Below are 26,158 nucleotides of genomic sequence, written 5' to 3' on the forward strand. Positions count from 1 at the left end.
GTATGGCGACAGAAACATTATCTGCATCGTCATCGATGTGGAAAAATAAAACATACATTAAGTTACTGAGTGCACAGGTTGTATCATTAATCGGTACTGGGATCAGCTCAATTACATTGGCACTACTGGCATGGGATCTCGCGGAAGAAAATGCGAGCGCTGTGTTGGGAATGGCTTTTGCGATAAAAATGGTTGCTTACGTTGGGCTAGCACCAGTTTTTGGTGCCGTTGCACATAAATTACCACGTAAAAAATTCATGTTTGGGCTTGATATCGCTCGAGCTGGACTGATTCTTTGTCTACCTTTTGTCACACAGCACTGGCAAATCTATCTGCTAGTTTTTCTGATTAATGCTTGTTCAGCTGGTTTTACCCCGTTGTTTCAATCAACGTTGCCCCAAGTTTTACCAAATAGAGAACAATATGTAAAAGCGTTGTCATATAGTCGCTTAGCTTACGATTTAGAACAAATAATCAGCCCGCTGCTTGCTGCAACTTTGTTGTTAGTCATTAGCTTTCGCCATCTGTTTCTTATTGATGCCTTAACATTTCTATTATCAAGCCTTTTGATTATGAGGTGTATTTTTCCTGTGATCCAACCGATCGCGCATGGCAAAGGAGCATGGAATAACCTTAAGTTTGGTATTCAGTCTTATTTGCGAACGCCAAGTTTGAGAGGCCTTTGGATCGCATATATAGCAGCATCTGGGGCCAGTGCGATGGTGATAGTTAATACAGTTGTGTATATCAATGAAGTGCTTGCTGGTGGAGACAAGCAGACAGCACTAGCAATGGCTTTTGTTGGTTTTGGTTCAATGACTGTCGCTCTAAAGTTACCAACATTAATGGATAAAGTTAAGGTGAGAACATTAGTAATCACAGGCACAGCAGTCATTACTTTAACTTTAATCTCTATAAGTTTATTGCCAACGTGGGTTGGCTTTGCGGCAGCGTGCTTCATGCTAGGGGTTGGTATGGCCTGTATTCAAACACCTGCAGGTGTATTAATTACCCGTTCATGTGAAGAGCAAGATTCAGCCGCATTTTTTGCCGCTAACTTTTCACTTTCACATTTATGGTGGTTCTTTACATACCTACTGGCTGGGTGGAGTAGTACGGTACTTGGATTATCAGCGTCTTATGTATTAATGGGAATGTTGAGTGCGATAAGTTTTCTACTTGTTGTGCGGTATTTCCCTAAGGAGGGAGAGGTTAACTAACAAGGATCCAATATTGTGATGTAAAAACGGCAGTGAAATTATTTCGCTGCCGTTTTAGGTATTATGGTGTTATACCAAGCTGTATAGGTATTTGGTCACTATTACAGATTAATAAAACCAGCTTGTGTCATTTTCTCAACCACAATCGCTTTCTGTTCATCTGTTAGCGGTGTTAGAGGCAGACGAGGATCACCAGCATCAATGTCATGCAGTGCCATTGCAGCTTTACCTGCAGCAACACCACCAAATTCTACCAACACGCGTATTAATGCAATAACACTGTCCATATCTTTATAAACAGCACCCATATCACCAGCATTAAAGTCGTTAATAACTTTATTGAATAGCGGAGCTGCGTAGTTATAAGTACTACCAACAGCACCAATAGCGCCAACAGCTAGTGCACCTGGTAGGAACTCATCAACACCGAAAGGGATATCGAATTTACCATCGCAAGCGCGTAGGCAGCGTTGGTATTCATATAAGTCACCACTATTAAACTTTAGGCCGTATAAGTTAGGAATACGGTTTTCAGCTTTGATTAAAAATTGCTCCATGTCTAAATTAACGCCAGACATACCGGAATGGTAGTAGTAGAAACCTTTAGATGGTGCAGCTGCTGCAACTTGAGCACAGTACTCTACAAGGTCATCAACAGAACCAGGCTTGAAGAAACACGGACCAATTGCTGATGTAGCGAAGATATCAAGTGTTTCAGCGTGGCGGGTCAGATCTAAAGTATCAACAATACTCAGTGCGCCAGTGTGAACCGTGATCTTCAGTTTACCTTGTGAAGCGGTAACCCAGCGCTCTGCGATTGCTTTTCTTTCTTCAACAGAGCAGTGAATGCCTTCGCCTGTTGTGCCACAAATATATACGCCATTGACGCCGTCGTTGATCAAATGCTCAGCAATCTGATCAATGACAGGTAGGTTAACTGTACCTTCGGTAGTGAAAGGTGTGTGTGGGGCAGCGATAAGGCCTGTTAGCTTTTCCATAAAGTAATACCTGCTAGTTGAAGTTAAACTTCATAATTCAGAGTGATTCTGGAGTTTGAGTTTATTCTATGGAGTAAAGCTTCATGTGGCAATCAGAGATAGCTTAATTTTATCGTCGTTATCCAAAAATGTGACATAGCTTACAAACTTCATTTATTATGCCAGTAGGAGCTTCATTAGTTAGAATAGGTAATAATTTGTTAGCGTGTTGTGGAGTATCACTTCACAAAGCGTTATTCTCGTGGGAAGATAATCAACAGTTTACATAAATTACCATTGCGAAGGTGTAACGATGGCCTCGAAACATACTCCAGATCCAGTTAAAGCTGGAAAAGTTCTTGATATGATGGGAAGCCTGCATGACAGCTTTACTCCATCTGCGAGGCGTATCTCCGAATTTGTATTAAAAAAGCCAGCAGATGTTACCAAGTTATCCATCGCAGAGCTGTCTCAGGCGGTTAATGCGGGAGAAGCAACGATAATCCGTTTCTGTCGTACCCTTGGCTTCAAAGGCTTTCAAGACTTCAAAATGGAGTTAGCCATTGAGCTATCGAATCAAAATCAAAGCGAAAAGTCGATTTTAGACACTGATGTCACCGCCGATGATAATGCTGAACTTATTGGTCAGAAGTTGCAGAATACGCTGAACAACGTTTTGACTGAAACGCTTAACTTATTAAGCTTTGAAGCGCTTGAGCAAGTGGCAGAACAGATACGTAAGTCAAATGCGGTGTACTTTTTTGGCGTTGGTTCATCTGGCATTACAGCAGAAGACGCTAAAAATAAATTTATGCGTATTGGATACAATGTTGATGCTTTAACAAATAATCACTTTATGTATATGAAAGCATCGTTGCTCAAGGAAGGGGATTTAGCGATAGGCATTAGCCATTCTGGTAATTCCGTAGAAACGAGTAAAGCGCTGCAGTTAGCGAAAGAAGCGGGTGCCAAGACTGTTGCGTTAACGCATAACCCTCGTTCAACAATCAGTCAGTATTCTGATTGGGTATTAGTCAATGGTAACCGGCAGGGACAGCTGCAAGGTGACTCCATCGGAACAAAGATAACTCAGTTATTTGTTATCGATCTTATTTATACCCTGCTGGTAAAAGATGATGTATCAGGTGCGCAAGCCCAGAAGCTTAAAACAACCCAAGCTCTTGAAAATTAAAGCAGGGATTATATTTAAACATGATCGAAAAAAGTGACGCTAGAAAGCGTCACTACTTAAATGGTAAAAAGGGGGTTAACGTTAGTCAGCAATGAACTGTTGCCCCATCTGATAAACACTGTGGACTTTATTATCGCTCGTTAATAGGGTCAGATTGGCCTTGTATCCTGATTGAATAACACCATAGCTGTCATTAATGCCCAGTGCTTGCGCAGGGTATAAACTGGCCATTCTCAGAGCTTCTTCTTTTGAAATACCGACATGGTCTATCAGGTTGTTTACGCCATCAATCATAGTGAGGGCAGCACCTGCAATTGTTCCATCTTTATAATGGCATTTCCCTTGTGTAACAAATGCTTCTGTACCTGCCATGTCATATGCTTTCATATTTGTGCCTGCAGGAGTAACAGCATCTGTTACTAAGAAAAGCTTCTCTTTAAGAACATTCTTAGCGATTCGAACCGAAGCATATGAAGCGTGAATACCATCAACGATGATACCTGCCGCTGGTTGTTTCTCGAATATATACCCTACAGCACCTGTTTCTCTCGAGCTTAGTGGCGTCATCGCATTGTAAAGGTGTGTCGCCATTGTAATGCCTTGCTTTTCAATAAGCTGCTGATAAGTGGCATTGGTATGTCCCATAGAAACCGTAATGCCAGATTCAATAAGGCAGTTGAGTGCATCTTGGCTGGTACGCTCTGGAGCAAGTGTCACGACTTTTATTATATGGCTAAATTTTGCTAGTGCTTCTGCCGCTTCTAAATCGAGCACTCTGATAAAGTCGGCGTTATGTGCCCCTTTTTTCTCATAGCTGATAAATGGCCCTTCAAGGTGAAGCCCTAAAATACCTTCTGATTCAATTGAGGGGATCGAATCGATTAAAGCGATAGCCTCATCCATGTCGTTTGCCGAACTCGTAATTAGAGTGGGCAAGTATTGGGTTGTTCCATGGGCTAGGTTAGTTTTATTTATGGTGTCTAAAGTGGCTTTACTAATATCGGTATTGAAAAGAACACCGCCACAGCCATTTAGCTGAACATCAATGAAACCTGCGGTGGCCAATAAGCCTTCACAGCTGATCTGTCTTTTAGGTAATTGTGTGATCTCATTCATTGGTATGACACTTTCGATCGTATCACCACTAATAATAACTGCTTGATTCTGTAACGTAGAAGAGCCGTCAAATACACTAATGTTTGTTAGGGCAAACTCATTGTTTTCGGTGGTAGTAATAGGCATGTTTCTTTCCATGTGATGAATTTCTGAACAGGCGAAGTTGTTTGTAATGCGAGGATTCTTCACTGGTGCTGTTAGTAATCCTGGGTGGAGTCAAACTTCTATTCGTGAAGATTATAGTCAATTAGACTTCATTACAAGCTCGGAAAAGGTAGGTTAAGTCTCATTTTATTTAAGTTGTGGAGTTTAACTTCTGTTTGTAAATGAAAGATAAGTACATATTAATCGCCGAATTGAGGCGGTTTAAGTGAGTTGTAGAAAAAAGTGTGGCGTTGATCTCTTTTTTTGATCGTTAGTGTTGAAGTAAAACTCCATGGTGTTAATTTGGAGCCCAACTTCGTAGTAATGAGATTTTGTGGAGTAACGCTGTATATGAATGGCATTGCAGAAAAATGTATTAATACATTACAACAAGGCTTTGTTGCCTCTTGTCAGCCTGTTGATAATGGTCCGATGGACTCGCCTGAAATTGTGAGTGCGATGGCACAAGCAGCTGTTGAGGGTGGAGCTGCCGGTTTACGTATCGAGGGTATTGCTAATCTTAAAGCGGTAAGAGGGAAAGTATCAGTCCCAATCATTGGCATCGTAAAGCGTGATCTTGAGGGAACAGATGTACGTATCACCCCTTACTTAGATGATGTTCAAGCACTCAAGGATGCTGGCGCAGACATCATTGCGATTGACGCAACTAACCGTGTTAGACCAGAAACAGTAGAAGCGTTGGTCAATAAAATACACCAGCTTGGTTGTGTAGCAATGGCAGATTGTTCAACGCTTGAAGAAGGACTTTACTGTAGAGAGCTTGGTGTTGAAATTATTGGTTCAACCTTATCCGGTTACACTGGAGGACCAGTACCTCTTGAGCCAGACTATGTGTTAGTTGAGCAACTATCGAAAGCAGGCTGTAATGTAATGGCAGAGGGGCGTTATAACTCACCCGAACTTGCTCGTATGGCAATTGAAGCTGGAGCATTTTGTGTCACTGTTGGTTCTGCTATTACTCGAATTGAGCATATTTGCCAATGGTTCCATACTGAAGTAGAGCAGGGCCGAGAAAATAACTCAAAGGCTATCGCATGAAGACTTACTTAGCTGTTGATCTTGGTGGTACTAAAATAGCTGCCGCTTTGGTTCGAGATAATATTATTGTTCACCGCGAACAAATTGCGACCCCCTCAGCTAAATCGCCTGAAGCGTTAATGAATACTTTAACTTCATTGCTTTCACCGTTGGCAAGTAGGGCAGATTGTGTTGCTGTTGCTTCAACTGGCATCATTGATAATGGAGTGCTTAAGGCACTAAACCCTGCCAACCTTGGAGGGATGAATGAGTTTCCATTACTGGCAACTATTCATCAAATTACAGGGTTAAAAACAGTTGTTATCAATGACGCACAAGCGGCAGCGTGGGCTGAGTTTCAAGCATTAGATCAGCACAGTAATAATATGGCTTTTATTACTGTATCAACAGGTGTTGGAGCTGGCTTTGTTTATAACAAAGAGCTACTTATTGGCCCAAGAGGTATTGCAGGGCACGCCGGGCATATGCTGGCTGATCCGAAAGGTCCCGTATGTGGCTGTGGCCGAATAGGTTGTGTTGAAAGTATTGCGTCAGGAACAGCAATTGGCCGTGACGGGCAGGTGCTTTTTGGTGACAGTTGCACTGGACAGATGGTATATCAAAAATACCTCGAGGGAAATAAAGACGCAGAGTTAATTGTTCGACGTTCCGCTAAAGCAATTGCAAACCTTATTGCTGATTTGACGATAAGCCTTGACCTTGATGTTGTTACTTTGGGGGGAAGTGTTGGTTTAGCGGATAATTACCTCTCCCTCGTTCAAGAATACTTATCACAACAACCGAGTATTTATCAACCTAACGTAATAGCTGCAACGACAGGAGTCGATGCAGGATTGATTGGTGTAGCTAAGTGGGCTGAAAGCCACACTTAGTATTAATAACCAAAATTATATATACCTCACCCTACAATTAGAGGAACTACGCATGGAAATGCACGCATTCGGAACACTAAACTATGTGGTTTTAATAGTTTATTTATCAGCAATTATGCTTGTTGGTGTTTATTTCGCTAAACGACAAAAATCAGCTGATGACTACTTTAAAGCGGGGGGAAGAATCCCTGGTTGGGCTGCCGGGATTAGTGTTTTTGCTACGACCCTTAGTTCAATAACTTTCATGTCAATTCCAGCTAAAGCATATACGGAAGATTGGACATTTTTGATTGGTCAGTATATTGCCATCATTATATTACCGTTTGTCTTTATTTATTATATTCCATTTTTCCGTAAGTTAAATTTAACATCCGCTTATGAATATTTAGAAAAGCGATTTGATGTGAAAATGCGATTGTTTGCCAGTATTTCGTTTATGCTGTTTCATATCGGTCGTATTGCGATTATCACTTATTTAACAGCGCTAGCGTTAATGCCATTTATTGATATTAGCCCGTTAACGATCGTGTTCTTGATTGGCGTATTGTGTATTGTTTACACCTTCCTTGGTGGTATTGAAGGTGTGATCTGGACTGATGTAATACAAGGTATTATGCTCTCTGTCGCTGCAGTAATGATTTTTATCATGATTTGCTTTAACGTTGATGGCGGTATTACCGAAATTTTCAGTATGTCAGCAGAAGCAGACAAATATTTCCCTGCTGATAAATTTGCTTGGAGTTGGTCTGAGAGTACCATTCCAGTGTTAATGATTGGCTTCTTATTTGCGAGCTTACAGCAATTCACTGCTAGTCAGGATGTTGTACAGCGTTACATTGTTACAGACTCTGTTGAAGAAACGAAAAAGGCACTGGTTACAAACGCTAAGCTAGTTGCAATTATCCCTGTATTCTTCTTTGCTGTCGGTGCTGCTTTGTATGCTTATTACACGCAAAACCCACAACTACTACCAGAGAACTTTAACACCGGTGGTATCTTACCTTTCTTTGTTATTTCCCAAATGCCAGCAGGTATTGCAGGATTAATTATTGCCGCTATTTTTGCAGCTTCACAGTCTAGTATTTCAAGTAGTTTGAACAGTATCTCTGCTTGCTTTACGTCAGATATCTACGCCCGCTTCGGTAAAAAGAAGACACCAGTAGATTGCTTGAAAGCAGGTCGAATGGTAACAGTTTGTGCAGGTATCTTTGGTGTGATTGCCTCTACTTACTTAATCATGGCGAACGAAAGTGAGCTTTGGGATGCATTCAATAGCTTAATCGGCCTGATGGGTGGACCAATGACTGGTTTGTTCATGCTTGGTGTCTTTGTCCGACGTGCTAATGCCAACAGTGCACTCGTTGGTGTTATTGCCGCTGTAACGTCAATCCTAGTTGTTCGTTCAGCGACAGACCTTAACTTCTTCTTCTATGGTGTTATCGGCACATTAGTTGTAGTGATTGTTGGTTACTTAACTGCTCCATTGTTTAAAAGTAGCCATAGTAAAGAAGAAATTGCTTCTCTAACTATTCAGCGTCAACAGTAATCAGATTTAGTTAAAATCCCCCTAGAAGGCTTAAGTCACGTTACTTAAGCCTTCTTTTTTGTATAGGATAAATTCAAATGATATTAGCGCACTTAGATAAACTGGAAACATTTTCATATTTACCAACAGCGATTGTTGAAAGCTTAAATCATCTTAAAGGTCTCGACTTAAATGAATTAGAGCTAGGCAAGCACACAGTTAATGGCGATAAAGTTTTTATCAATGTTATGGAGTTTGAAACGGGTAATAGTGCAGATAAGCAGGCTGAAGTACATAAAGAGTATTTAGATATTCAACTGTTAATTCGCGGTGAAGAAAGAATTGAGTTTGGTTTACCGTCAGAGAAAAACCCTATCAGTAAAGAGTATGATGAAGGTGACGATTATTATTTAGTTTCGGATATTAACGCTCAAGCATCAATCGAACTCGAGCCAAAAATGTTAGCGATTTTCTTTCCGGAAGAACCACATAAGCCGGGCTGTTATATTTCAGGCAGTACAAAAATAAAGAAAGCCGTTTTAAAACTGCATAAAAGCTTAATTTAAAGTACTTTAATGTTAGAACTAAACGCCAACTCTTCAACGTTGGCCTTTAGTTGAGCGAATTAAAAACACATTATCATAAACGACAATTTGGTTTCGCCGTTGTCGTTTTAGGTAATCGCGCAATCTCTGCTCGCAAATCGTCAATACGGGTATCATGTGATGGGTGAGTAGATAACAGTTCTGGTGGCTGGTTTCCCCCTGATGCTTTAGCCATGTTTTTCCATAGACTTACACTTTCATTTGGGTTAAAACCAGCTTCTGCCATAATTTGTAGGCCAATAATATCAGATTCTGATTCTTGTGCTCGCCCATAAGGCATCAGTACACCGTATTGTACCCCAAGCCCTAATCCAGCCATTGCCGCGTCATGATACTCTGTACCACTAATGGCCATGCTGGAAACTTGCATACCAATATTGGCCAGTTGACTACGGGATAGTCGCTCGTTGCTGTGATGAGCAAGAACGTGGGCGATCTCGTGGCCAATTACCGTTGCGAGCTGATCTTGGTTTACCGCGATATCGAGTAATCCGGTATATACGCCAATTTTCCCACCCGGTAAGGCAAAGGCATTGACTTGTTTACTGTCAAAAACCACCACTTCCCATTGACCTGCGGTTTGGCTGCTGCCCACATGTGCTGTTAAAGCGTCCGTAACGCATTGCACATATTGGTTTGTACTTGGGTCAGTATAGATTTTTTCTTGTTTTTTCAAATCATCAAAAGATTGTGCGCCGAGCTGAGACATGTCTTGCTCTGAAAATAGCAGAACTTGCTGGCGTCCTGTCGGCGAACTGCTACATGCAGTAAGCAAAAGGGACGTTGTGATAATGCTGGTTACAAAAAGGGGCTGTTTAAAATTCATTGATGATTCCTTTCATTCAATCCTAAAATCACGATAGCATATTGTGTATCATCATTAAAAATATGAATGTACGGATAGTGTAATGACAATCTGGAAAAAAAACTTCACGTTAGAGTCGTTGAATCAAACCTCAGCCAATACGCTGGTTGAGCACTTGGGCATAGAGTATGTCTCTTTTGATGGTAGTAGCTTATCTGCCGTTATGCCTGTTGACTCGCGCACTCATCAGCCGTTGGGTATGCTGCACGGCGGCGCATCTGTTGTTCTGGCGGAAACGTTGGGTTCTATCGCGGCAAACTTATGCGTTGATGAAGGTAAGTACTGTGTTGGCTTGGATATTAATGCCAACCATATACGAGGTATGCGCAGTGGCTTAGTAAAAGGTACTACATCTCCCATTCATATCGGTGCGACAACGCAGGTTTGGCAAATCGAGATTGTAGATGAGAGAGAACGATTAGTGTGTACCAGCCGTTTAACCATGGCGGTGATGGTGCATAAGAAGAAAGAGAGCTTACAATGAATATTACCTTTTCTGAAGGTCGAGTTATCGCAAACCAATATGAGTTAGTCGTAAGATTAAACGGGAATGCTCGTGTCATGCTACAGGCGATGGTCGATGATGTTACGTTGATGGGAAAAGGTGCCAATGTCATTACGGCAATGGGCAGCGGTGTGAATTGGTCAGTTAAACTTGATAATGCACAGCAACTTGAACAAATAGCTCAATCGTTGGGAATCGCTATTCAATAACGTCTTCAAATATAGCCCTCTAATGCGTTAGGGGCTTTTTCCTCTCCCATATTAATCCAATATCAATCCAATATTTAGTGAGATCATTAGCTCATTATTGACCATTGTGACCTGTTTTACTGGCACTTAATGTTTTTGTGTAGCATGCTAGTGTTATAAATAAATATAATAAATTCATGGTCTTGAGGGGTATTCCTCAAAGGGATAGTTGTCAGCTCAACAATGGTAATAAGGATTGTCAATGAATAAACCTCAGCTAAAGCATATAGCTGAATTAGCCTATAGAACATTGTTTCGGCAGGCTCCTGATTTATGTGAAATTCAAGAAACGTTTTATGGTTGGGTTGTTTTTTTAGCGTCAGAAAAAGGGCGTGTTGTTGTAAAATTTTCCCGTGAAATTGGTCGATTAAGAAAAGAAGTTGAAGGGCTAGGGCGATTAAGAGAGGCTGTGCCATGTAAAGTACCTGAGGTGCTTTTTTTTGGGCGTGAGCAAGGCTATAGCTATTTAGTGCTGGAGTGGGTTGATGGTGTATCGGCGCATCAGCTTCCTACTAATAAAGAAGCGATACAGACATTTAGCCATAGCTATATTGATATTCTGTTGTCTTTGCACGATGTAAGTTCACCTGAGGGATTTGAGAATGATCATGGTGAATTTGAACCACACTTTACCGATGCGTTTGAACAATGGATGGCACCTGTTTATCGCTATGTAATGAGTGATGGTTCGCCTTTTTCTCCGGAGTTAAAAGAAAGCTATCTTCAGTTGTGGGAAATGAAAAATCGAATACTGACTTCTATGTCGCCACAAAGCTCTCTCGTACACGATGATTGCCATCTCGGAAATGTGTTATTTGATCCTAAAACCTATCAAGTGTCAGCCATTCTAGACCCTTGTGACGTCGGTTTTAAGCACCGTGAAATGGATCTATTTCACTTGTATGATGTTCGTCCTGAATTGAATTTAGTGGAAAAGTATACACAACAACACCCAATAGATGATGAGTTTACTGTTCGACGTTGGTTTTTTAGTTTGTGGGATGACGCAAAGCATAGCCGAAATATGGGGTGGTATGATGAAGCTTGGCTTCAAGATAAAGTCGACAAATTTAATCGTTGTTATTATCAATAAGTAGTGGTTTGAAAAGTTAGCTATATGACTTATTCTAGCTTACTAGGGTTTATACTAAATATTTGGTATATATTGAATTATATGGATGTACGAGGGATAAGTAGAATAATGAAAAAAATAACCCCACTTTTTATGTTTTTATTACTCTCTGGTTGTGCACAGCAAACGTCAGAAGTAACAGATACAATCCCTGAGAAAGAAATAGGTGGAACAACTGATCCTATTACCCCTCCTGTTGTTATCGAGCCTGAAGTGCCTGTAACTCCGGGGAAGACGCCTGAAATTACTCCAGAGCCAAAGCCTGAGATTAAACCTGACCCTAAGCCTGTTGAACCGATAAAGCCTGTTGTGACCAAGACTGATGATGGTAAATTAATTCTTGGTTCAGAAGAGTGGATTTGGCTATCGCCCGCCAACCAGTATGTACGTGCTCGTGTCGATTCAGGTAAAAAGATTTCAACTATTGGTGTTAGCCAAATTCAAGCATTTGAGCGTGATGGCAGAGATTGGGTGAAATTTAACGCTGGTGGTGATGCCATTGAGCTACCGGTTGAGCGTTGGTTAAGGAATAAGAGCAATGAGACACGCCAAGCGGTAGTGAAGTTACGTGCCAAACTTGGTGAGTTAAATGAACTAACGGAATTTTCGTTAACGGTTGGAAAGGGCATTATTTTAGGTGGTAATTTTATCAAAGACGTTGCTGTGGTCGATGGTCAACGGAAATATGTTCAACCTAAAGCGCCGAAATAATACGGCATGAAATGTAATTTTTAATATTAATGTTATAAAAAACGGCTGCTATCAGCCGTTTTTTTGATCAAGCTACTTTAACATTTAAGGCGTTTCTACCGTTACTTCATAACTGGTGAATTTTCGAATATTGATCACGCCAGTATCAAATATTAAGTATTGTCCCTTTATACCGAGTAAAGTCCCTTGAACAACGGGTTCTTTATCGAAATTATGAGAGCTGATTTTGGTCGGATACTGCTCCACAGGGTAATTAATATCGACGACTTCTTCATGAAGCTTTTCTACAGCATCCTCGCCATACAATTCAAGCAACTCATTCAACTTGTTTTCAATATTTGGTAACAAGCGTTCAGCTTCTTCTTTTAATGGCAGCGGCTTGTTGTCACCCTTAAGCATTGCACGCCAATTTGTTTTATCAGCGACCATTTCAGCCAGCGCAACTTCGGCCAGGCCAGAGATCTGACGCGTTTTTACTTTTAGGATCGCTAAAGCTTGCGTTGCCCCTTGATCTATCCAACGAGTGGGTAGCTGAGTATGGCGGGTAATACCGACTTTCAATCCTGAAGTGTTTGATAGGTATACATAGTGAGGCACCATACAGTTAGCTTCACCCCACTCAGGCTCACGACATGTGCCTTGTGCATAGTGGCAAGTTTCTGGCTTCATGATACACATATCGCAACTTGCCAGCTTTTTCATACATGGAAAGCAATGGCCTTGCGAGTAGCTTTTTTTGGTTTTCTTACCACACGAGCTACAGAAAATATTTCCAGTGTGAGTTAACTTGAGTGATTTACCTATCAGTGGGTTCAGTGATAGCTGCTCATCACCAACAGGAAGTGAGTATTCTACTTGCTCGCCGAGTGACGACTTCATTTTACTAAGTGTACCGTGCATGACTTTGCTCTTTATTATGTTGTATCTCTTGATAATACCAGCCAGTAACTTTTATCGCTGCTGTTTCGTGTTCTTGTGAGCGATATCTAACCAACCGTTATTGCTTTGTGCGGTTATTGTAAATCTTTGTAAGTGTAAAGAGCTTGTTGTTTACAGGGGTTTGCATCTTGGTATCATTTACGCAGTATATGCACCAATGATGTAGGATGCGAGGTGTATGCTAAAAATTAGCTAGATTACACCTTCATTATCAAGCAGTAATATCAATAATAATAGGGAAGTGAGTCAATGAAAAAAATACTTTTAGCAGGACTAGTGTTAACCGCTACTAGCATTTCAGCCAGCCCATTTGAAAAACCATCAGATGCAATTGAATACCGTCAGTCAGCATTTACCATGATTGCCGCTAACTTTGGTGATTTGGCAGAAATGGTTAAAGGTCGAAAAGACTGGGACCAAGATCAGTTTAGTCAGCGTGCGACATTTATCTCTCAGTTAACACTTATGCCTGAAGAAGCTTTTGCGGTAGAAGGTTCCGACAAAGGTGATACAAAAGCTAAGCCTGAAATTTGGTCTGATTGGGACGGTTTCACCGCTAAGTTAAACAAGTTTCAAGGTGATATGGCGAACCTAGCGAAAGTGTCGCTTGACGGTGATGAGCGAGCAACGAAACGTGCTTTTGGCGAAGCGGCAAAGAATTGTAAGGCTTGTCATAGCGATTATAAGTACCGTTAATTGAGCCGTTAAGAAAGCTAAGCCCAATGCCACTCATTAATGACATTGGGCTTAAAATATTTCCAGTACCATCGGTATATCAAATACCTTAAAATAAATAGATCACAACGTCTTTGGCGAAACGCTGATAAATGAGTGTTCCAAGCACTAAAAACACCCCCCATGCAATTAAACTATTCGATAGCTTAGGCTTGTTTGCTTCAGTGATTTGTTTTTTGCCGTGCAACATAGGGGAAATTAAATTATCCTTCTTCAATAAGTAGATAATGATTGCCGTTAAATGTAGTCCAATGGCACCAAGGATAACATTGAAGTTGATTGCGTGAATCTCGGTTAGTAGACTACTTATCTCTCCACTGACGTACATTGCAAACGGGCCTTCAGAAATAATATCGTCGTTAGCAAATAGTCCAGTTGTCAGTTGCGTGGCAATTAACACCATAAATGCAATAACCATATATCCACCTGCTGGATTATGACCGACATGAGATGGCTTTTTTTCAGAGTGTATAGAAGACAAGTAACGAATTGTAGTACGAGGCGAACGTACGAAATGAGTAAACTGAGCTGTTTCGCTACCAATTACTCCCCAAATAAAACGAGTGAGTAATAATGCTAAAAGGAAATAGGCAATAGCAAAATGCCAATCCATTAAGCCTTCTGTACCTGTGTACCACAAGCCACCAATACAGAGCGCCTGAAGCCAATGATAACCACGAATAAAACTGTCCCAAACGGGGATAGGCTGAACTGACGTTTGCATATTTTTTTCCCTGTTATAAATAACCACATTGAATAATGCTATTTTACAGGGTGCATACAGCCACGCTACATTTAGGTGTATTAATTTTCAAACATTTACAATTGAACCCCTCTACGGTTGATTCGACGTAGAGGGGAGTGTTTATGCTAGCGGTTTTGCAGCCGATTGTAATCCAGTAAACCAGCTTCGATTGGAAAGCTATCTCGATACAGCTGGTTGAGTTTATCGCTGAACGACCAGAAATCTTTGCTTGTTCTGCGTACCGCATATATATCAAGCAACTCACGATAGTCCGCTTCTGATTCGACATAGCTTAATTGAATCGCTAGCTGAGAAAGTTGCGACTCTTTTACGTGCCAAAATGCACCTGGGTAACTTCCTAGAATACCTCTAGCCAATGTAACGTCATCAAGCGCATGTAGTCTATTTGACTCTTCATCAAATAGACTAGATATGTTTTTATGTGCGCTATTTCTGACTAATGTGAACAGTTGTGATTCTGCGTTTTGATCAATTGGGTCAATCATTATCATGGTGATTTCTGGTAGCAGTGATGCCGGCTTACCATGAATTCTATCTATCGAGTTTAAAGCTCGGATACTTTGGGGCTGCAATTTTGCTTCTTGGTATGAATACCGGGATGGGTTAACGTTCTCTAACTTAGTTTCCAATAACGCTAATAGCTCACCTTTTGGATTTGGAGTTTTGAACGTAATGCCAGATGGCTGATCAAACTGGTTAATATCACCTTGTAGAAATTCACGGAGATGTTGATTGGAACCTTGGTACCAATTAGCAAGTTCTTCTCGACGAACATTTTCAGGAAGTAATGAAAGGAAATTAGATTCACCTTCCATGCGCAAGAAGTCCATGTACATGCGGGTGACTAATTGATGGCCAAAATTGCCATAAACATCAAAGCCAGCAACCAACAGATAGTGAATTCGCTCTAATAGTGAGTAATCTAATACCCAAGCTGTTTTGGGGTGCGTACCAACAAGCCCTTTGGTTACCGTAGCACTGTCAAAATGTCGAAATACCGTCAAGCTAGCATTGTTATTATATCCGTCACCGTCCCAGACTAAATCCGTTGTTAAGTGTTCACCGTTTATAAATTTTTCGTCAAGGAAATCGTTTTTGGCGCGCAGAAAGCGGCCTTGCTGTTTGGCATAGCTAACCCAGTTAGATATCGGTAACGTGTTACTTTCTTTTTCTGCCGGAAGACGCAGGTTGTGAGCTTGAGAAGCATAAAATTCATTTACGCTAGGTGTGTTTGCCATTGCTGGGTCAACAAAAAACACCCAAAACCTATCGTTGATAACGTTTAGAGCAAGCTGCCCTCGACATACTGGGCCTTTAATAAAGCCCATAATGGTATTTTGAGCATTATCGATCATGAAGCGGTAGCGTCCATCAACCGGTAATTGGCTGAATGCAATTAAAGGGTTGGCGGCCACTTTAGGTTCGTAAGATGGAAGGGTAGAAACGGTATAGTCAGGCTCGATAAAGAGTGTTTTGTAACGCGTCATCTTTGCATCATTGAGTGCATACGGCATATGTGTTTTATCAACAATACTCTCTTTTACTTGCTGCAAACGATAATATACGCGATGCGTTTTGGGGTCATCGAATGGTCTTCTTGTCGCGATAAGATCGATTGGTTTCCCTGGAGCAGTTCGAGAACGAACGAGCTTGAAAAAAGTCGGAGTACTCTCACCATAAAAATATAAGTGTGATACAAAAAGGTGTTCGTAGATGTATCGACTGACTAGCTGCTCTTTTAGACTGTTGCCGTTTAAGAACTCTTCCCACTCTGTCACTTTAGTTTGTTCGCGGGTGTTCGGTGGGGCAACGGTTGCCATTGGAGAGCCTGAAGCCAACCAATCCATTAAAATTTGATTTTCTTGGGCATTTATCTCTGGGAGGCCGTAAGGCATTCCCCATTTAGGGTAATTTTGTTCATAGGTCGCCATTTTTTCGATAGTTGGGCACTGTTGATCTCTATCGAGTGAAAAATCCCATTCATTACTGTCTAAAATGGTTTGAGTGGGAAGGGGATGAGCTTTTTTAAGTTGCAGCATTCTTGCCATTACCCCCGCTTGAGTATTGGCTTGGGGGGATTGCTCTCGCTCATTTAATACTGCCTTAAAGCCTTTTTCTCGCCATTCAGAGGTTGACTGAGCATCAATAAACATACGGGTAGTATTGGCTGCGAGTAAGCGTGTGCCTTGATAAACTTTCTCGCTATTTGCTCCTCGGTCAATGCCTTCTGCGGAAGACATCTTTAGCTGGCAAGGGGCATCGTAGCAGGCGTGACAAACAACGCAGCGGTTCTCTATAACGGGCTTAACTTCAGTCAGATAGGTATTCGCCTGCAGCGATGATGCAGGTTGCATTCGATCTTGAGGGGCTGCTTTGCCGTATAGTTGATCAAAGTTTAAGCCCGCATAAACGGCACAGCCTGAAAAAAGCAGCGTGAATAAGATTAATATGATTTGCTTGCTGTTAGTGACTTTACTCATAGTAATTATTTTCAATATTCGGGTGCGTATAGTTATGATTATATTGTAAAAACACGTGCGTTGATTTACATCTAGAAAAGAAATATCACAATTGGTAAAGATTGGCGACAAAAAATCAGATGACTTTAACTGTTATTCACTTAGTTGCGTTTTGCTAAATTGGTGCAGTTGCTTATGGATACGAAAAGTATTTATGCCAATTCTTCGACTGTTGAATTGGCGTTAAAATTTAATTGGATAGTCGCGTTACTTTATAAATGTTTTTTTAAAAACAGCCAATTATTTCAGCAGCTTTAGAGCATTTTAGGGCATAGAAGTAAGTGCTGTTTTAAACCATCAGTTATGTGCGATGGAAAGGCTGACCATAGTCGCACTGTAACACTCCTGCTTTCAGTGCACTTATGGCTCATAAAAAATAACAACTGGTACTACGTGAAGGGAAGTAATGTTTTTAGCCTGCTTAGCGCCATATTGTTTTATTTTGCACTGAAAGGAGATCGGTATGAAAAACAGGTTAAAGGCAGCGTTACTATTATCATCGATGGTAATAATCACAGCGTGTAATTTTAATAGGGGAAGTAGTAATACGGAAACTGCTGATACTATTTTTTATAACGGTAACATAATAACGATGGATGATGAGCAACGGATCGAGAGCGCTATTGCTATTAAGGGTGGGGAAATCATAGCCGTTGGTACGGAAGAAGAACTAAATCGTTATACATCGGCTTCAACCGTAAAAATAAATTTAGAGAGTGCCAGTTTAGTTCCCGGGTTTATTGATGCTCATGGCCACATGTCGATGGTCGCTCAAAGTATTAACCATGCAAACCTAGCCCCATCCCCAATAGGGAACAGTGATTCAATCTCTGAACTGGTTAAAGAAATGCAATTATTTTGGCAGGATAGAGAGCTTGCTCCTGAGCAATGGATAACAGGTATGGGGTACGATGATTCACTGCTTGCTGAAAGAACTCATCCAACACGTTTCGACCTAGATCAGATAAGCACTGAGGTGCCCATTGTCATTATGCATGTCTCTGGTCATTTAGCTGTTATTAATAGTAAAGCGTTACAAGTTCTTGAGATAGATGAAAATACGCCTGATCCTGACGGTGGTAAAATTGTACGGATTGAGGGGAGCAATGAGCCTAATGGTGTTTTAGAAGAAACGGCAATGTACCTTGCTATGGTCGGTTTTACTTCAGTACCTCAAGACATGCCGTCAACAATTCAGTTGTTTTCTGATGCACAGCAGTATTACGCAAGTTTTGGTATCACGACAGTACAAGATGGTGCTGCGAGCGCAGAATCAATAAAGTTATATGAAACCCTAGCGAATGATAACGTTTTGTATCTTGATGTAGTGGCTTATCCCACTTGGGATGTACTAACAATGCTTAAATTGGGTAATTATGATATCAGCGATGAATACCATAATAATTTCCGCGTTGGCGGGGTTAAAATTATCCTTGATGGTTCTCCGCAGGGCAAAACTGCGTATATGACTCAGCCGTACCTTAATCCGCCTGCTGGCGAAGCAACCAGCTATGTTGGATATCCTACTCTTACGACAGATTTCCTTGAGCAAAAATTGAGTGCTTACCTTAAGAGTGGTACGCAGTTTATTGTCCATACAAACGGGGATGCGGCAGTGGATATGTACCTAGATGCCTTGGATGAAATTGTTAATGAAACGCAGGACATGAGCTTAATAAGACCGGTATCTATCCACTCACAAACGACAAGAGACGACCAACTCGAACGAATGCTTGATTACCATATGATACCTTCATTCTTTTCTGCGCATACTTTCTTTTGGGGGGATTGGCATCGAGATGAAGTCTTTGGTGTAGAGCGAGCCGAGCGCATTAGTCCTACTCGTTCTGCATCTAATTATGGAATTCAATATACGACTCATAATGACTCTCCAGTTGTTGACCCCGATATGATCCGCCTTATGTACAACACGGTCAATAGGGTAACACGCAGTGGAGAAACTTTAGGAGAAGAGCAAAAAGCAACAGCCTATGAGGCGCTGGCTTCAATAACGCGGAATGCGGCTTATCAATATCATGAAGAACAGCGAAAAGGTTCGCTGGAAAGAGGCAAGATTGCAGATATGGTTATTCTGTCTGGCAATCCACTTACAATAAAGCCCGAAGAAATCAATTCTATTCAGGTGCTAGAGACATTTAAACAAGGGAAAAGTGTGCATAAAAAATAACGCTAAATTACGTGGCCGGTTAGTAGTAACCGGCCTAACTTTTATCAAAACTTTAAACGTGGCGCTTGGGCCATTTTGTGCTTGGTATGTATTTAGCGTGACTCTTGATCAACCGAGTAGCGTTTATAGTTAAACTTTTTGGTGTCTCTTTCACTGTTATGTACCCAAAAGAGACCTACTTCATCGTTAAGGACTAGGTCAAGGTATGGCTGTTGGTAAAGTAGATAGCTATATGAAATGGTTTTTGATTTAAATTTGTTTTGTACACTTTCTTCAACCTGTAAGGATGTTGACTTACTTTCAGTAATCACGTCATTGTTTTGGTACGCCCAATGGTACATCTCTGGTTTTAACTCTGCTGTCGCAAGAAAAGGTGATGCATTGTTAACAATGGTCACAATGGCTGAGCTTATCGAAAGGGCATAATGGTATTCAGTTTCTTTTTCTGAGATAAAAGTAAGATATGAATATGTTAAGTCGTTATTTTCATCTTTAGATATGTATTGATAAACCACTTGGGAGTCGATACCGGAGTCATCAACAAACTTTAAGTATACCTGAGATGTAGGGTCACGCGCTAAGTCAGTTTGAACGATTGGATCGGTACGTGTTTTATCTAGCCCGTCGATTGTAAATTTCTCAAATGTTGACCAGTCATCATGACTGATTAGATAGGAGTGATCTGTATAAGGCTTACATTGTTGACTGTCGTTTACTTTACACCACGATAATGAGTAATGATTATTACCTTTATACGCAAAGATCTTTAAGTTTTCTATCGGCTTACGTGCTGGATTTTCTTCTCTCAGTTTGTAAATATTAAATAGTTTGTCCGTTAAATCATCTAAATCAGCTTTATTTGAGCCAATTAATGTCACTGTGTTTTTCGGCGTTTCTGTTATTCGTATTTGATACTCTGCTTGACTTGGGTACTTATAGCCATAATGCCAAGATAAGCCAATGAGTATGAATGTGGTTAAACCAATCAGACTAATTATTAGGTGTGGAATATACTGTTGTTTTATTAAAGTTAATGTAAAAGGGGCTTTATCAGAAAACGCTTCTGAGCTAAATTGTGTGATCTGATAACCAACACGCGGCAGCGTTTCAATAACATCGCCTTTATTTATTTCTTGTAGTTTAACGCGTAAGCCTCGAATGGCTTGAAACAGTGAGGCTTCAGATACTACGCGTTCAGGCCAGCCTGCTTGAAGCAAGTCACTTTTAGACGCTGGTTGATTTGCGTTATCAATAAGATATTGAAGAATATATTGTTCTGAGAGGTTCAGCTTCTGGGTAGAAGAATCTGACTTTATCACGCCTAGGCAAGGAATAAAGTACACACCGTTTATAAATTTATATTTTAGCTTCTCAGACATCGACACCTCAAAATCGCCATTACCAATAATTCCTAGTTATGCATTTCCAGTCCATGCATTCTTGTTGTGAATGCTTTGTACTAGTAAGAGGAAAAGCGATTAATAATCATTCATTATTTTACGTTATTTTATCATGAAAAATGAGAAATAGATTCAGTCGTCTCATTAGACTTCTTGCTGAAAAGCACAGGATGGTAGGAGCTATGTGATAAAAAAGGGAGGGGGACCTCCCTAGTGCTATTTATATTCAAGGAAGTGGATTACTTCTTGAAGATTTCCGTAAACTCACGTTTCATTGGTGGGTTACGGCGTGCTTTCTTCAGTTGCTTACACATGTCTTTAACACAGTTATGTAGCACTTTATCAAGCGTAACAGCTTTGTACTCAGTGAACTCATCGTCAGTCATATCAGATGGTTTTTCACTGTCTTGCATTTCACCAAGGAAATCTATACCAGAATAGCTTTGGCTAAGTGCAACTAGTGCATGAAACTGTTCGAAGTTATCAAGTACATTTTGTGCACTTGCAGGCAATTGATTCCATGCTTCATGGGAAGTTGGTTCAGATGCTTTATAAACATTGATCAGCATGTCTAGAAGTTCTTCTGGCACTTCTTCAAACGCAACAACTTGACGTAGCTCTGGTGAGCAATCTTCAAGTGTGAATTCTACTTCTTCAATGATTTGCTCTTCTTTGTTTTCGATATCAGACATCGCTAATTCCTACAGCATGAATTGTTTACAGAATGGAATCCTAAAGCCCTGTGATGAAAAGTCAACTGTCAGTACCATCGACCAGTCAAAGTTTAGTATTTGATTGCTCACAATCTATCCTAGTTAATAAATATATCGGCATATTTATTTTTTTCATTGCATTTCACTCTAATGAAWATGTTGAATTACGAGGTTTAGATGTTTTTTTTGCAAGCAAAATCACGTTCGTTACTTAGAACAGCCTATCAATGAGGAACATAGTTAGGTTAATTGGTGAGCTGTGCTATAAATTAAAGAAGGAATATTTTTGATATCAACAGGATACTTTCATGGAAGCAATGCGGATCTTATTAGTTGATGATGTCCATCTTGAGCGAATGCAACTTGCAATGCGATTACAAAGATTGGGCCATGTTGTTGAGGCTGTTGGTTCAGGGATAGAGGCAATTGAAAAATATCCGTTATTTGACCCAGATTTAGTACTACTTGATGTCAGTATGCCCGACATGAGTGGCACTGAAGTGGCAGAGCAACTTCGAATTAAACATTCAGAGTGGGTGCCAATCATTTTCTTGAGTGGTCATGATGAACCCGAAATGATAGCAAAGGCTATTGATATGGGGGGAGACGATTACCTTGTTAAACCCGTTAATAAAATTGTTTTAGCCTCAAAGTTAAAAGCGATGCAACGCATTGCGGATATGCGTCATCAGTTAAAACAAGCCAGCGAAAAGTTAGAAGAAGCGAATGATCTGCTGTCAAAACAGGTTAATGAAGATGGCTTAACGAAACTTGCGAATAGAAGATACCTCGATCAGAAGTTGGAAGAATTCATATCTTGGCACGGCCGTAATAGCTTTTCGCTTACAATGATAATGATAGATGTTGACCATTTTAAGCCATTTAATGACCACTATGGACATCTTGAGGGAGATCGCTGTTTACAGGCTGTGTCTGCTGAATTGAAGAAGAATTTTAGTCGAGCAGGAGAGCTGGCAGCAAGGTATGGTGGCGAAGAGTTTGTTGTCTTACTCAGTAATTGCGATAAAACTAAAGCAGTAAGAGAATGTGAGAGATTAAAGGCTTGCATTCAAAAACTTGAAATTCCACATTCTAAGTCAACAACGTCAGATATTGTGACGGTGAGTCAAGGGATGGTGTCATGGATGCCGACTGGTCTTGAAACGCATGAAAACATGTATGAAATAGTTGATAAGGTGCTGTACAAGGCTAAAGAGCAGGGACGAAATCGCTTTGTTGCTGCTGAGTTTACCTAGCGTTAATATCACGAGAAAGGTTAAATTTAAATCGCTTCTGCGATTCAATAATTTGAACTTACCAGCAAAAAATATCTTCAAATGAATCATTTGGTTGTTTTACAGCCAAATGATTTTTTTGGTGCTTGTTGTTATAGCAAGGCATGCTAATCTCCCATTAGGCGTTTTAGCCATTGTATTTTGAGTAATAGAATAAAGGGTGAGGGAAGATCATGGATATTTGCTTTTCACAATCAGAAGCTAGAGTGATTGGTTGTTTATTAGAGAAAGAGGTAACCACACCTGATCAATACCCATTAACATTAAATGCACTAACAACCGCCTGTAATCAAAAAAGCAACCGTGACCCGGTTATGTCGCTTGATGATGCAACAGTACAAGACACCATTGAAGCGTTAAAGTCGAAACATTATATACAAGAAGTCACTGCTGGCTTTGGTAGCCGTGTTGCTAAATATCAGCATCGCTTTTGCAACACCGAATTCAGTACTTTTCAATTCACAGCTCAAGAAAAAGCAGCACTTTGCGTAATGTTACTGCGTGGCCCGCAAAGTGCGGGTGAAATTCGAACTCGAACAAATCGCTTATGTAGCTTTAGCGATGTTAAAGAAGTCGAATCTGTACTTGATGGTTTAGTTGATCACCCTAAAGGTGCCTATATTGTTAAGTTGCCAAAAGAATCGGGTAAACGTGACTGTCGGTATATGCATCTATTCAGCGGTGAAATAGATCTTGAAGCCTTAAAGTCAGCGCCTGCTGTCGTACCAAGTTCACCAACATCAGAACGTATTGAACAGCTTGAAAGTCAAGTTGCTGAATTACAACAAGAGATGGCTGAATTAAAAGCAATGCTTGACTCGTTGACGTCGTAATTCAACATATTACAAGACTACGTTGTACTAACAATATTTTATGATTAAGCCCAGGCCCAGCAAAGCTGGGCTTTTTTGAATGGATAGAAATGGATCAAGAGCAAAATGTAAACCCGACCGAAGGGCTGAAAGTTGAGCCTGTTTGGTCGGTCTATTTAATTAGAACAGCATCAAACCAGCTTTATTGTGGCGTTACAACGGATGTACAGAGGCGCTTTAAAGAGCACCAAGGGACGATGAAAGGTGCCAAATACTTAAGAGGAAAGGGACCATTAACCATTGCTTGGTCATCAGAGGTAGCTTCGAAGCGTATAGCAATGCAGTTAGAGTACCGAATAAAACGACTATCCAAAAAGCAAAAAGAACAAATTGTGAACGGTGAACTTCCAGTATTAACGCTATTAGAGAGTTGATGTGGCGAAAAATACCGCTTTGATTGTCTCTTGTGTGTGAGTGCGATTTATTGCTTTGAAAAATAAATAGAAATTGAAGAATGATTAGGTTCGGATTACACTGCGAGTCATTAAAGCATCCCCTGTTGGGATAACGTTTCAGGAATTAAAACTATGGCACTTAAAGCCACTATCTATAAGGCTCAATTTAACGTCGCGGATTTAGACCGTCATGTTTATATTGATAAGTCACATACCCTAGCATGTCACCCGTCAGAGACACTACAGCGGTTAATGCTGCGTTTGATTGCGTGGGGTTTTTATGCAGACGAAGATCTTCAATTTACGAAAGGTCTCTGTGATGTTGATGAGCCTGATCTATGGATTAAAAGTCTGAGCGACGAAATTGAACTGTGGATTGATCTTGGCCTGCCAGATGAGAAACGCATTAAAAAAGCAGCGCATAAGTCCAAGAAAGTGGTACTTGTTGTTTACGGTGATAATGCAGCACCTGTTTGGTGGAAGCAGAACCAAGCCAAAATTTCACAATATGGCAATATCTCTGTGGTCTTTTTCAATGACCAAATGCTTTCTGAGTTAGAGGCACTGGTTGAACGTACTATGCAGCTTCAGTTAACGATTGAAGGTGAACAAGGCTGGTTAAGTGCCGGAGAGAGTAGCTGTACGATCACTCCAGATTGGTGGTTACGCTAGTACTTAGTGCGAGTGATCGTCATTAAATGGTCACCTGTCTTTGTCATGCTAAGTAAGGATACTTAATAATCAAATAGGAGCATTACATGCCTTCAAAGATACATAGTTTAGCAACAAAAGTTTGGGACTATCATCATTTAAACCATAACTTGGAAAAAAGTGATTGTATCTTTGTGCTTTGCAGTAACGATATACGTGTTGCAGAGCGTGCTGCGCAATTGTATTTAGAAGGGTATGCTCCTTATATTGTTTTTTCTGGTGGCGTTGGGGCATTAACAGAAGCGCTTTTCGGATGCTCGGAAGCCGAAGCGTTTGCTACGGTTGCTGTTGATATGGGTGTACCAGAATCAAGTATTTTAATTGAACCTCAATCAACCAATACGGGTGAGAATGTACAATTTACCCGCGCATTACTTGAAGAAAAGGGGCTTGACCCCAAGTCGCTGATTCTTGTTCAAAAGCCGTTTATGGAAAGACGGACTTACGCAACATTTATGCGTCAGTGGCCGGGTAAGGAGATTATGGTAACTTCGCCTCAAATCAGTTTTGATAATTACCCTAATGAGTTACTGACATACAGCGATGTTATTAATGTCATGCTTGGTGATCTTGAACGAATTCATGTCTATCCAGAGCAGGGTTTTTCAATTGAACAGGACATACCTGAAGATGTGTGGCAAGCCTTCAATCAGCTAGTTCACCATGGGTTTAAAGAGCACCTGATAAGTAGCTAGCATACACATTATGCGTTATCGAATAAAAAGCCAATCGCAGCGAATACGATTGGCTAAAGATCCTAATGAGCTTTTTTAGGTATGATTACTGTGCCGCGTCCATACCTTGTTGCCAGAAAGCGACTTCCATACGTGTTGCTGTTCTAAAGATTTCACATAAACGCTTACCACGCTTACTTTCAAGTGGGATCTCTTCCAACATGGCATCTAGGCGACGAATGGTTTCTTCAACGCCAGTTTGAAAATCTTCGCCGCTATATAGCTCAACCCAACTATTGTAAGGGTTACCTTCAAGTTTAGTTTCAGACCATGTGCCTAGGCGTTGACCTATTACCGCGTAACCAATCGCACAAGGTGCTAGTGCGGCAAACAAATCAGCGCGATCACCGGCCATGCCAGTATCAAGTACGTAACGTGTATAACTTACGGTACCAAAATCTTCTGGTTCAGCTTCCATTTCATCAGCAGATATTCCCCACGTTTGACAATATTCAATATGGTGGTTCATTTCTGATTCTAGCAGGGCGTTCAAACCTGGTAGTGGTTCACGCATCTCTTCAAGTGTTGTTGATTTGAAAATAGCCAGAGCATAAGCACGAGCATAGTGCTTAAGGAAAAGAAAATCTTGCTTGAGGTAGTGGAAATAAGCGTGCTTATTTAGTTCGCCTTTTGCCAGTTGATTAACAAAATCATGTTCGGTGTATTCTGTCCAATCTTGTTGGCAATGCGCAATTAAGTCTTGATAGTTCATGGTAAGCC

General features: G+C 40.7%; 26 protein-coding genes. 17 read left to right on the forward strand and 9 right to left on the reverse strand.

Annotation, left to right across the window (positions count from 1 at the left end; all coding sequences use genetic code 11):
* Positions 1–2 precede the first annotated feature (2 nt).
* Positions 3–1,220: an MFS transporter gene (locus L4D09_RS15915; RefSeq protein WP_428458496.1), complete on the forward strand. Its 1,218-nt coding sequence runs from the start codon at positions 3–5 to the stop codon at positions 1,218–1,220.
* 101 nt (positions 1,221–1,321) lie between these two features.
* On the opposite strand, the gene L4D09_RS15920 is transcribed toward L4D09_RS15915, so the two are convergent.
* Entirely contained in the window at positions 1,322–2,218 is an 897-nt protein-coding gene (locus tag L4D09_RS15920; RefSeq protein ID WP_428458497.1) for a dihydrodipicolinate synthase family protein, read from the reverse strand.
* A 292-nt stretch (positions 2,219–2,510) separates the two neighbouring features.
* Between L4D09_RS15920 and L4D09_RS15925 the strand changes: the two genes are divergently transcribed.
* Positions 2,511–3,389: a MurR/RpiR family transcriptional regulator gene (locus L4D09_RS15925; protein ID WP_428458498.1), complete on the forward strand. Its 879-nt coding sequence runs from the start codon at positions 2,511–2,513 to the stop codon at positions 3,387–3,389.
* An 81-nt stretch (positions 3,390–3,470) separates the two neighbouring features.
* Here L4D09_RS15925 and nagA read toward each other — a convergent pair whose 3' ends face one another.
* A complete protein-coding gene (gene nagA / locus L4D09_RS15930) occupies positions 3,471–4,631 on the reverse strand; it encodes an N-acetylglucosamine-6-phosphate deacetylase (RefSeq protein WP_428458499.1) in 1,161 nt (386 codons plus the stop codon).
* Positions 4,632–5,000: 369 nt separating this feature from the next.
* On the opposite strand from nagA, the gene L4D09_RS15935 reads away from it, so the two are divergent.
* From L4D09_RS15935 to nanQ, 4 genes are all read left to right on the forward strand, one after another.
* Positions 5,001–5,708: an N-acetylmannosamine-6-phosphate 2-epimerase gene (locus L4D09_RS15935; RefSeq protein ID WP_428458500.1), complete on the forward strand. Its 708-nt coding sequence runs from the start codon at positions 5,001–5,003 to the stop codon at positions 5,706–5,708.
* A complete protein-coding gene (locus L4D09_RS15940; protein WP_428458501.1) occupies positions 5,705–6,580 on the forward strand; it encodes an N-acetylmannosamine kinase in 876 nt (291 codons plus the stop codon). Before L4D09_RS15935 ends, L4D09_RS15940 begins: the two co-directional genes overlap by 4 nt.
* 52 nt (positions 6,581–6,632) lie before the next feature.
* Complete coding sequence (locus L4D09_RS15945; protein WP_428458502.1) at positions 6,633–8,126, forward strand: sodium:solute symporter family protein; 1,494 nt, start codon at positions 6,633–6,635, stop codon at positions 8,124–8,126.
* A 77-nt stretch (positions 8,127–8,203) separates the two neighbouring features.
* Positions 8,204–8,671, forward strand: coding sequence for an N-acetylneuraminate anomerase (gene nanQ, locus L4D09_RS15950; protein WP_428458503.1), 468 nt, complete (start codon positions 8,204–8,206; stop codon positions 8,669–8,671).
* Between the two features lie 73 nt (positions 8,672–8,744).
* On the opposite strand, the gene L4D09_RS15955 is transcribed toward nanQ, so the two are convergent.
* Positions 8,745–9,536 (reverse strand): M48 family metallopeptidase, encoded by a 792-nt coding sequence (locus tag L4D09_RS15955; RefSeq protein ID WP_428458504.1) that lies wholly within the window; start codon positions 9,534–9,536, stop codon positions 8,745–8,747.
* 82 nt (positions 9,537–9,618) lie between these two features.
* Here L4D09_RS15955 and L4D09_RS15960 point away from each other — a divergent pair, with 82 nt between their 5' ends.
* The 4 genes from L4D09_RS15960 (at position 9,619) to L4D09_RS15975 (ending at position 12,171) form a co-directional block, all read left to right on the forward strand.
* Positions 9,619–10,059, forward strand: a complete 441-nt coding sequence (locus tag L4D09_RS15960; RefSeq protein WP_428458505.1) for a hotdog fold thioesterase — start codon at positions 9,619–9,621, stop codon at positions 10,057–10,059.
* Positions 10,056–10,289 carry a DUF3389 domain-containing protein gene (locus L4D09_RS15965; protein ID WP_428458506.1) on the forward strand — a complete coding sequence of 78 codons (234 nt, stop codon included), beginning with the start codon at positions 10,056–10,058 and terminating at the stop codon, positions 10,287–10,289. Before L4D09_RS15960 ends, L4D09_RS15965 begins: the two co-directional genes overlap by 4 nt.
* A gap of 241 nt (positions 10,290–10,530) precedes the next feature.
* Entirely contained in the window at positions 10,531–11,421 is an 891-nt protein-coding gene (locus L4D09_RS15970) for a phosphotransferase (protein ID WP_428458507.1), read from the forward strand.
* A gap of 108 nt (positions 11,422–11,529) precedes the next feature.
* The gene (locus tag L4D09_RS15975) at positions 11,530–12,171 is read left to right on the forward strand and encodes a putative ATP-dependent zinc protease (protein ID WP_428458508.1); all 642 of its coding nucleotides are present in this window, start codon (positions 11,530–11,532) and stop codon (positions 12,169–12,171) included.
* A gap of 84 nt (positions 12,172–12,255) precedes the next feature.
* On the opposite strand, the gene L4D09_RS15980 is transcribed toward L4D09_RS15975, so the two are convergent.
* Positions 12,256–13,071, reverse strand: coding sequence for a DUF2797 domain-containing protein (locus L4D09_RS15980; RefSeq protein ID WP_428458509.1), 816 nt, complete (start codon positions 13,069–13,071; stop codon positions 12,256–12,258).
* Positions 13,072–13,359: 288 nt separating this feature from the next.
* Between L4D09_RS15980 and L4D09_RS15985 the strand changes: the two genes are divergently transcribed.
* Positions 13,360–13,806 carry a c-type cytochrome gene (locus tag L4D09_RS15985; protein WP_428458510.1) on the forward strand — a complete coding sequence of 149 codons (447 nt, stop codon included), beginning with the start codon at positions 13,360–13,362 and terminating at the stop codon, positions 13,804–13,806.
* 88 nt (positions 13,807–13,894) lie between these two features.
* Here L4D09_RS15985 and L4D09_RS15990 read toward each other — a convergent pair whose 3' ends face one another.
* Together L4D09_RS15990 and L4D09_RS15995 are read right to left on the reverse strand one after the other, a co-directional pair.
* Positions 13,895–14,569 carry a cytochrome b/b6 domain-containing protein gene (locus L4D09_RS15990; RefSeq protein WP_428458511.1) on the reverse strand — a complete coding sequence of 225 codons (675 nt, stop codon included), beginning with the start codon at positions 14,567–14,569 and terminating at the stop codon, positions 13,895–13,897.
* Between the two features lie 146 nt (positions 14,570–14,715).
* Positions 14,716–17,091, reverse strand: coding sequence for a fatty acid cis/trans isomerase (locus L4D09_RS15995; RefSeq protein ID WP_428458512.1), 2,376 nt, complete (start codon positions 17,089–17,091; stop codon positions 14,716–14,718).
* A gap of 502 nt (positions 17,092–17,593) precedes the next feature.
* Here L4D09_RS15995 and L4D09_RS16000 point away from each other — a divergent pair.
* Entirely contained in the window at positions 17,594–19,318 is a 1,725-nt protein-coding gene (locus tag L4D09_RS16000; RefSeq protein ID WP_428458513.1) for an amidohydrolase, read from the forward strand.
* Between the two features lie 92 nt (positions 19,319–19,410).
* Here L4D09_RS16000 and L4D09_RS16005 read toward each other — a convergent pair whose 3' ends face one another.
* Together L4D09_RS16005 and L4D09_RS16010 are read right to left on the reverse strand one after the other, a co-directional pair.
* Positions 19,411–20,697, reverse strand: a complete 1,287-nt coding sequence (locus tag L4D09_RS16005) for a winged helix-turn-helix domain-containing protein (RefSeq protein ID WP_428458514.1) — start codon at positions 20,695–20,697, stop codon at positions 19,411–19,413.
* A gap of 260 nt (positions 20,698–20,957) precedes the next feature.
* Positions 20,958–21,410 (reverse strand): DUF3069 domain-containing protein, encoded by a 453-nt coding sequence (locus tag L4D09_RS16010; RefSeq protein ID WP_428458515.1) that lies wholly within the window; start codon positions 21,408–21,410, stop codon positions 20,958–20,960.
* Positions 21,411–21,748: 338 nt separating this feature from the next.
* Between L4D09_RS16010 and L4D09_RS16015 the strand changes: the two genes are divergently transcribed.
* The 5 genes from L4D09_RS16015 (at position 21,749) to L4D09_RS16035 (ending at position 25,399) form a co-directional block, all read left to right on the forward strand.
* Entirely contained in the window at positions 21,749–22,687 is a 939-nt protein-coding gene (locus tag L4D09_RS16015; protein ID WP_428458559.1) for a GGDEF domain-containing response regulator, read from the forward strand.
* A 212-nt stretch (positions 22,688–22,899) separates the two neighbouring features.
* On the forward strand, positions 22,900–23,559 hold the full coding sequence (locus tag L4D09_RS16020) for a YceH family protein (RefSeq protein WP_428458516.1): 660 nt from the start codon (positions 22,900–22,902) through the stop codon (positions 23,557–23,559).
* Between the two features lie 89 nt (positions 23,560–23,648).
* Positions 23,649–23,972, forward strand: a complete 324-nt coding sequence (locus tag L4D09_RS16025; protein ID WP_428458517.1) for a GIY-YIG nuclease family protein — start codon at positions 23,649–23,651, stop codon at positions 23,970–23,972.
* Positions 23,973–24,125: 153 nt separating this feature from the next.
* Entirely contained in the window at positions 24,126–24,665 is a 540-nt protein-coding gene (locus L4D09_RS16030) for a YaeQ family protein (protein ID WP_428458518.1), read from the forward strand.
* A gap of 86 nt (positions 24,666–24,751) precedes the next feature.
* The gene (locus L4D09_RS16035) at positions 24,752–25,399 is read left to right on the forward strand and encodes a YdcF family protein (protein WP_428458519.1); all 648 of its coding nucleotides are present in this window, start codon (positions 24,752–24,754) and stop codon (positions 25,397–25,399) included.
* A gap of 85 nt (positions 25,400–25,484) precedes the next feature.
* Here L4D09_RS16035 and tenA read toward each other — a convergent pair whose 3' ends face one another.
* Positions 25,485–26,150 (reverse strand): thiaminase II, encoded by a 666-nt coding sequence (tenA, locus tag L4D09_RS16040; RefSeq protein ID WP_428458520.1) that lies wholly within the window; start codon positions 26,148–26,150, stop codon positions 25,485–25,487.
* Positions 26,151–26,158 lie beyond the last annotated feature (8 nt).

It is taken from the genome of Photobacterium makurazakiensis, assembly GCF_050336715.1.
Lineage (GTDB): Bacteria > Pseudomonadota > Gammaproteobacteria > Enterobacterales > Vibrionaceae > Photobacterium > Photobacterium makurazakiensis.

What these genes read in the sequence shown, in the direction of transcription:
- L4D09_RS16035 (WP_428458519.1), top strand. Translation starts at nt 24,752, where the DNA reads ATGCCTTCAAAGATACATAGTTTAGCAACAAAAGTTTGGGACTATCAT.
- L4D09_RS16020 (WP_428458516.1), top strand. Translation starts at nt 22,900, where the DNA reads ATGGATATTTGCTTTTCACAATCAGAAGCTAGAGTGATTGGTTGTTTA.
- L4D09_RS15995 (WP_428458512.1), bottom strand. Translation starts at nt 17,091, where the DNA reads ATGAGTAAAGTCACTAACAGCAAGCAAATCATATTAATCTTATTCACG.
- L4D09_RS15940 (WP_428458501.1), top strand. Translation starts at nt 5,705, where the DNA reads ATGAAGACTTACTTAGCTGTTGATCTTGGTGGTACTAAAATAGCTGCC.
- L4D09_RS15975 (WP_428458508.1), top strand. Translation starts at nt 11,530, where the DNA reads ATGAAAAAAATAACCCCACTTTTTATGTTTTTATTACTCTCTGGTTGT.
- L4D09_RS15920 (WP_428458497.1), bottom strand. Translation starts at nt 2,218, where the DNA reads ATGGAAAAGCTAACAGGCCTTATCGCTGCCCCACACACACCTTTCACT.
- L4D09_RS15960 (WP_428458505.1), top strand. Translation starts at nt 9,619, where the DNA reads ATGACAATCTGGAAAAAAAACTTCACGTTAGAGTCGTTGAATCAAACC.
- L4D09_RS16030 (WP_428458518.1), top strand. Translation starts at nt 24,126, where the DNA reads ATGGCACTTAAAGCCACTATCTATAAGGCTCAATTTAACGTCGCGGAT.
- L4D09_RS15925 (WP_428458498.1), top strand. Translation starts at nt 2,511, where the DNA reads ATGGCCTCGAAACATACTCCAGATCCAGTTAAAGCTGGAAAAGTTCTT.
- nanQ (WP_428458503.1), top strand. Translation starts at nt 8,204, where the DNA reads ATGATATTAGCGCACTTAGATAAACTGGAAACATTTTCATATTTACCA.
- L4D09_RS16025 (WP_428458517.1), top strand. Translation starts at nt 23,649, where the DNA reads ATGGATCAAGAGCAAAATGTAAACCCGACCGAAGGGCTGAAAGTTGAG.
- L4D09_RS15980 (WP_428458509.1), bottom strand. Translation starts at nt 13,071, where the DNA reads ATGCACGGTACACTTAGTAAAATGAAGTCGTCACTCGGCGAGCAAGTA.
- L4D09_RS16010 (WP_428458515.1), bottom strand. Translation starts at nt 21,410, where the DNA reads ATGTCTGATATCGAAAACAAAGAAGAGCAAATCATTGAAGAAGTAGAA.
- L4D09_RS15945 (WP_428458502.1), top strand. Translation starts at nt 6,633, where the DNA reads ATGGAAATGCACGCATTCGGAACACTAAACTATGTGGTTTTAATAGTT.
- L4D09_RS15970 (WP_428458507.1), top strand. Translation starts at nt 10,531, where the DNA reads ATGAATAAACCTCAGCTAAAGCATATAGCTGAATTAGCCTATAGAACA.
- L4D09_RS16000 (WP_428458513.1), top strand. Translation starts at nt 17,594, where the DNA reads ATGAAAAACAGGTTAAAGGCAGCGTTACTATTATCATCGATGGTAATA.
- nagA (WP_428458499.1), bottom strand. Translation starts at nt 4,631, where the DNA reads ATGCCTATTACTACCACCGAAAACAATGAGTTTGCCCTAACAAACATT.
- L4D09_RS15935 (WP_428458500.1), top strand. Translation starts at nt 5,001, where the DNA reads ATGAATGGCATTGCAGAAAAATGTATTAATACATTACAACAAGGCTTT.
- L4D09_RS16005 (WP_428458514.1), bottom strand. Translation starts at nt 20,697, where the DNA reads ATGTCTGAGAAGCTAAAATATAAATTTATAAACGGTGTGTACTTTATT.
- L4D09_RS15915 (WP_428458496.1), top strand. Translation starts at nt 3, where the DNA reads ATGGCGACAGAAACATTATCTGCATCGTCATCGATGTGGAAAAATAAA.
- L4D09_RS16015 (WP_428458559.1), top strand. Translation starts at nt 21,749, where the DNA reads ATGCGGATCTTATTAGTTGATGATGTCCATCTTGAGCGAATGCAACTT.
- L4D09_RS15955 (WP_428458504.1), bottom strand. Translation starts at nt 9,536, where the DNA reads ATGAATTTTAAACAGCCCCTTTTTGTAACCAGCATTATCACAACGTCC.
- tenA (WP_428458520.1), bottom strand. Translation starts at nt 26,150, where the DNA reads ATGAACTATCAAGACTTAATTGCGCATTGCCAACAAGATTGGACAGAA.
- L4D09_RS15990 (WP_428458511.1), bottom strand. Translation starts at nt 14,569, where the DNA reads ATGCAAACGTCAGTTCAGCCTATCCCCGTTTGGGACAGTTTTATTCGT.
- L4D09_RS15965 (WP_428458506.1), top strand. Translation starts at nt 10,056, where the DNA reads ATGAATATTACCTTTTCTGAAGGTCGAGTTATCGCAAACCAATATGAG.
- L4D09_RS15985 (WP_428458510.1), top strand. Translation starts at nt 13,360, where the DNA reads ATGAAAAAAATACTTTTAGCAGGACTAGTGTTAACCGCTACTAGCATT.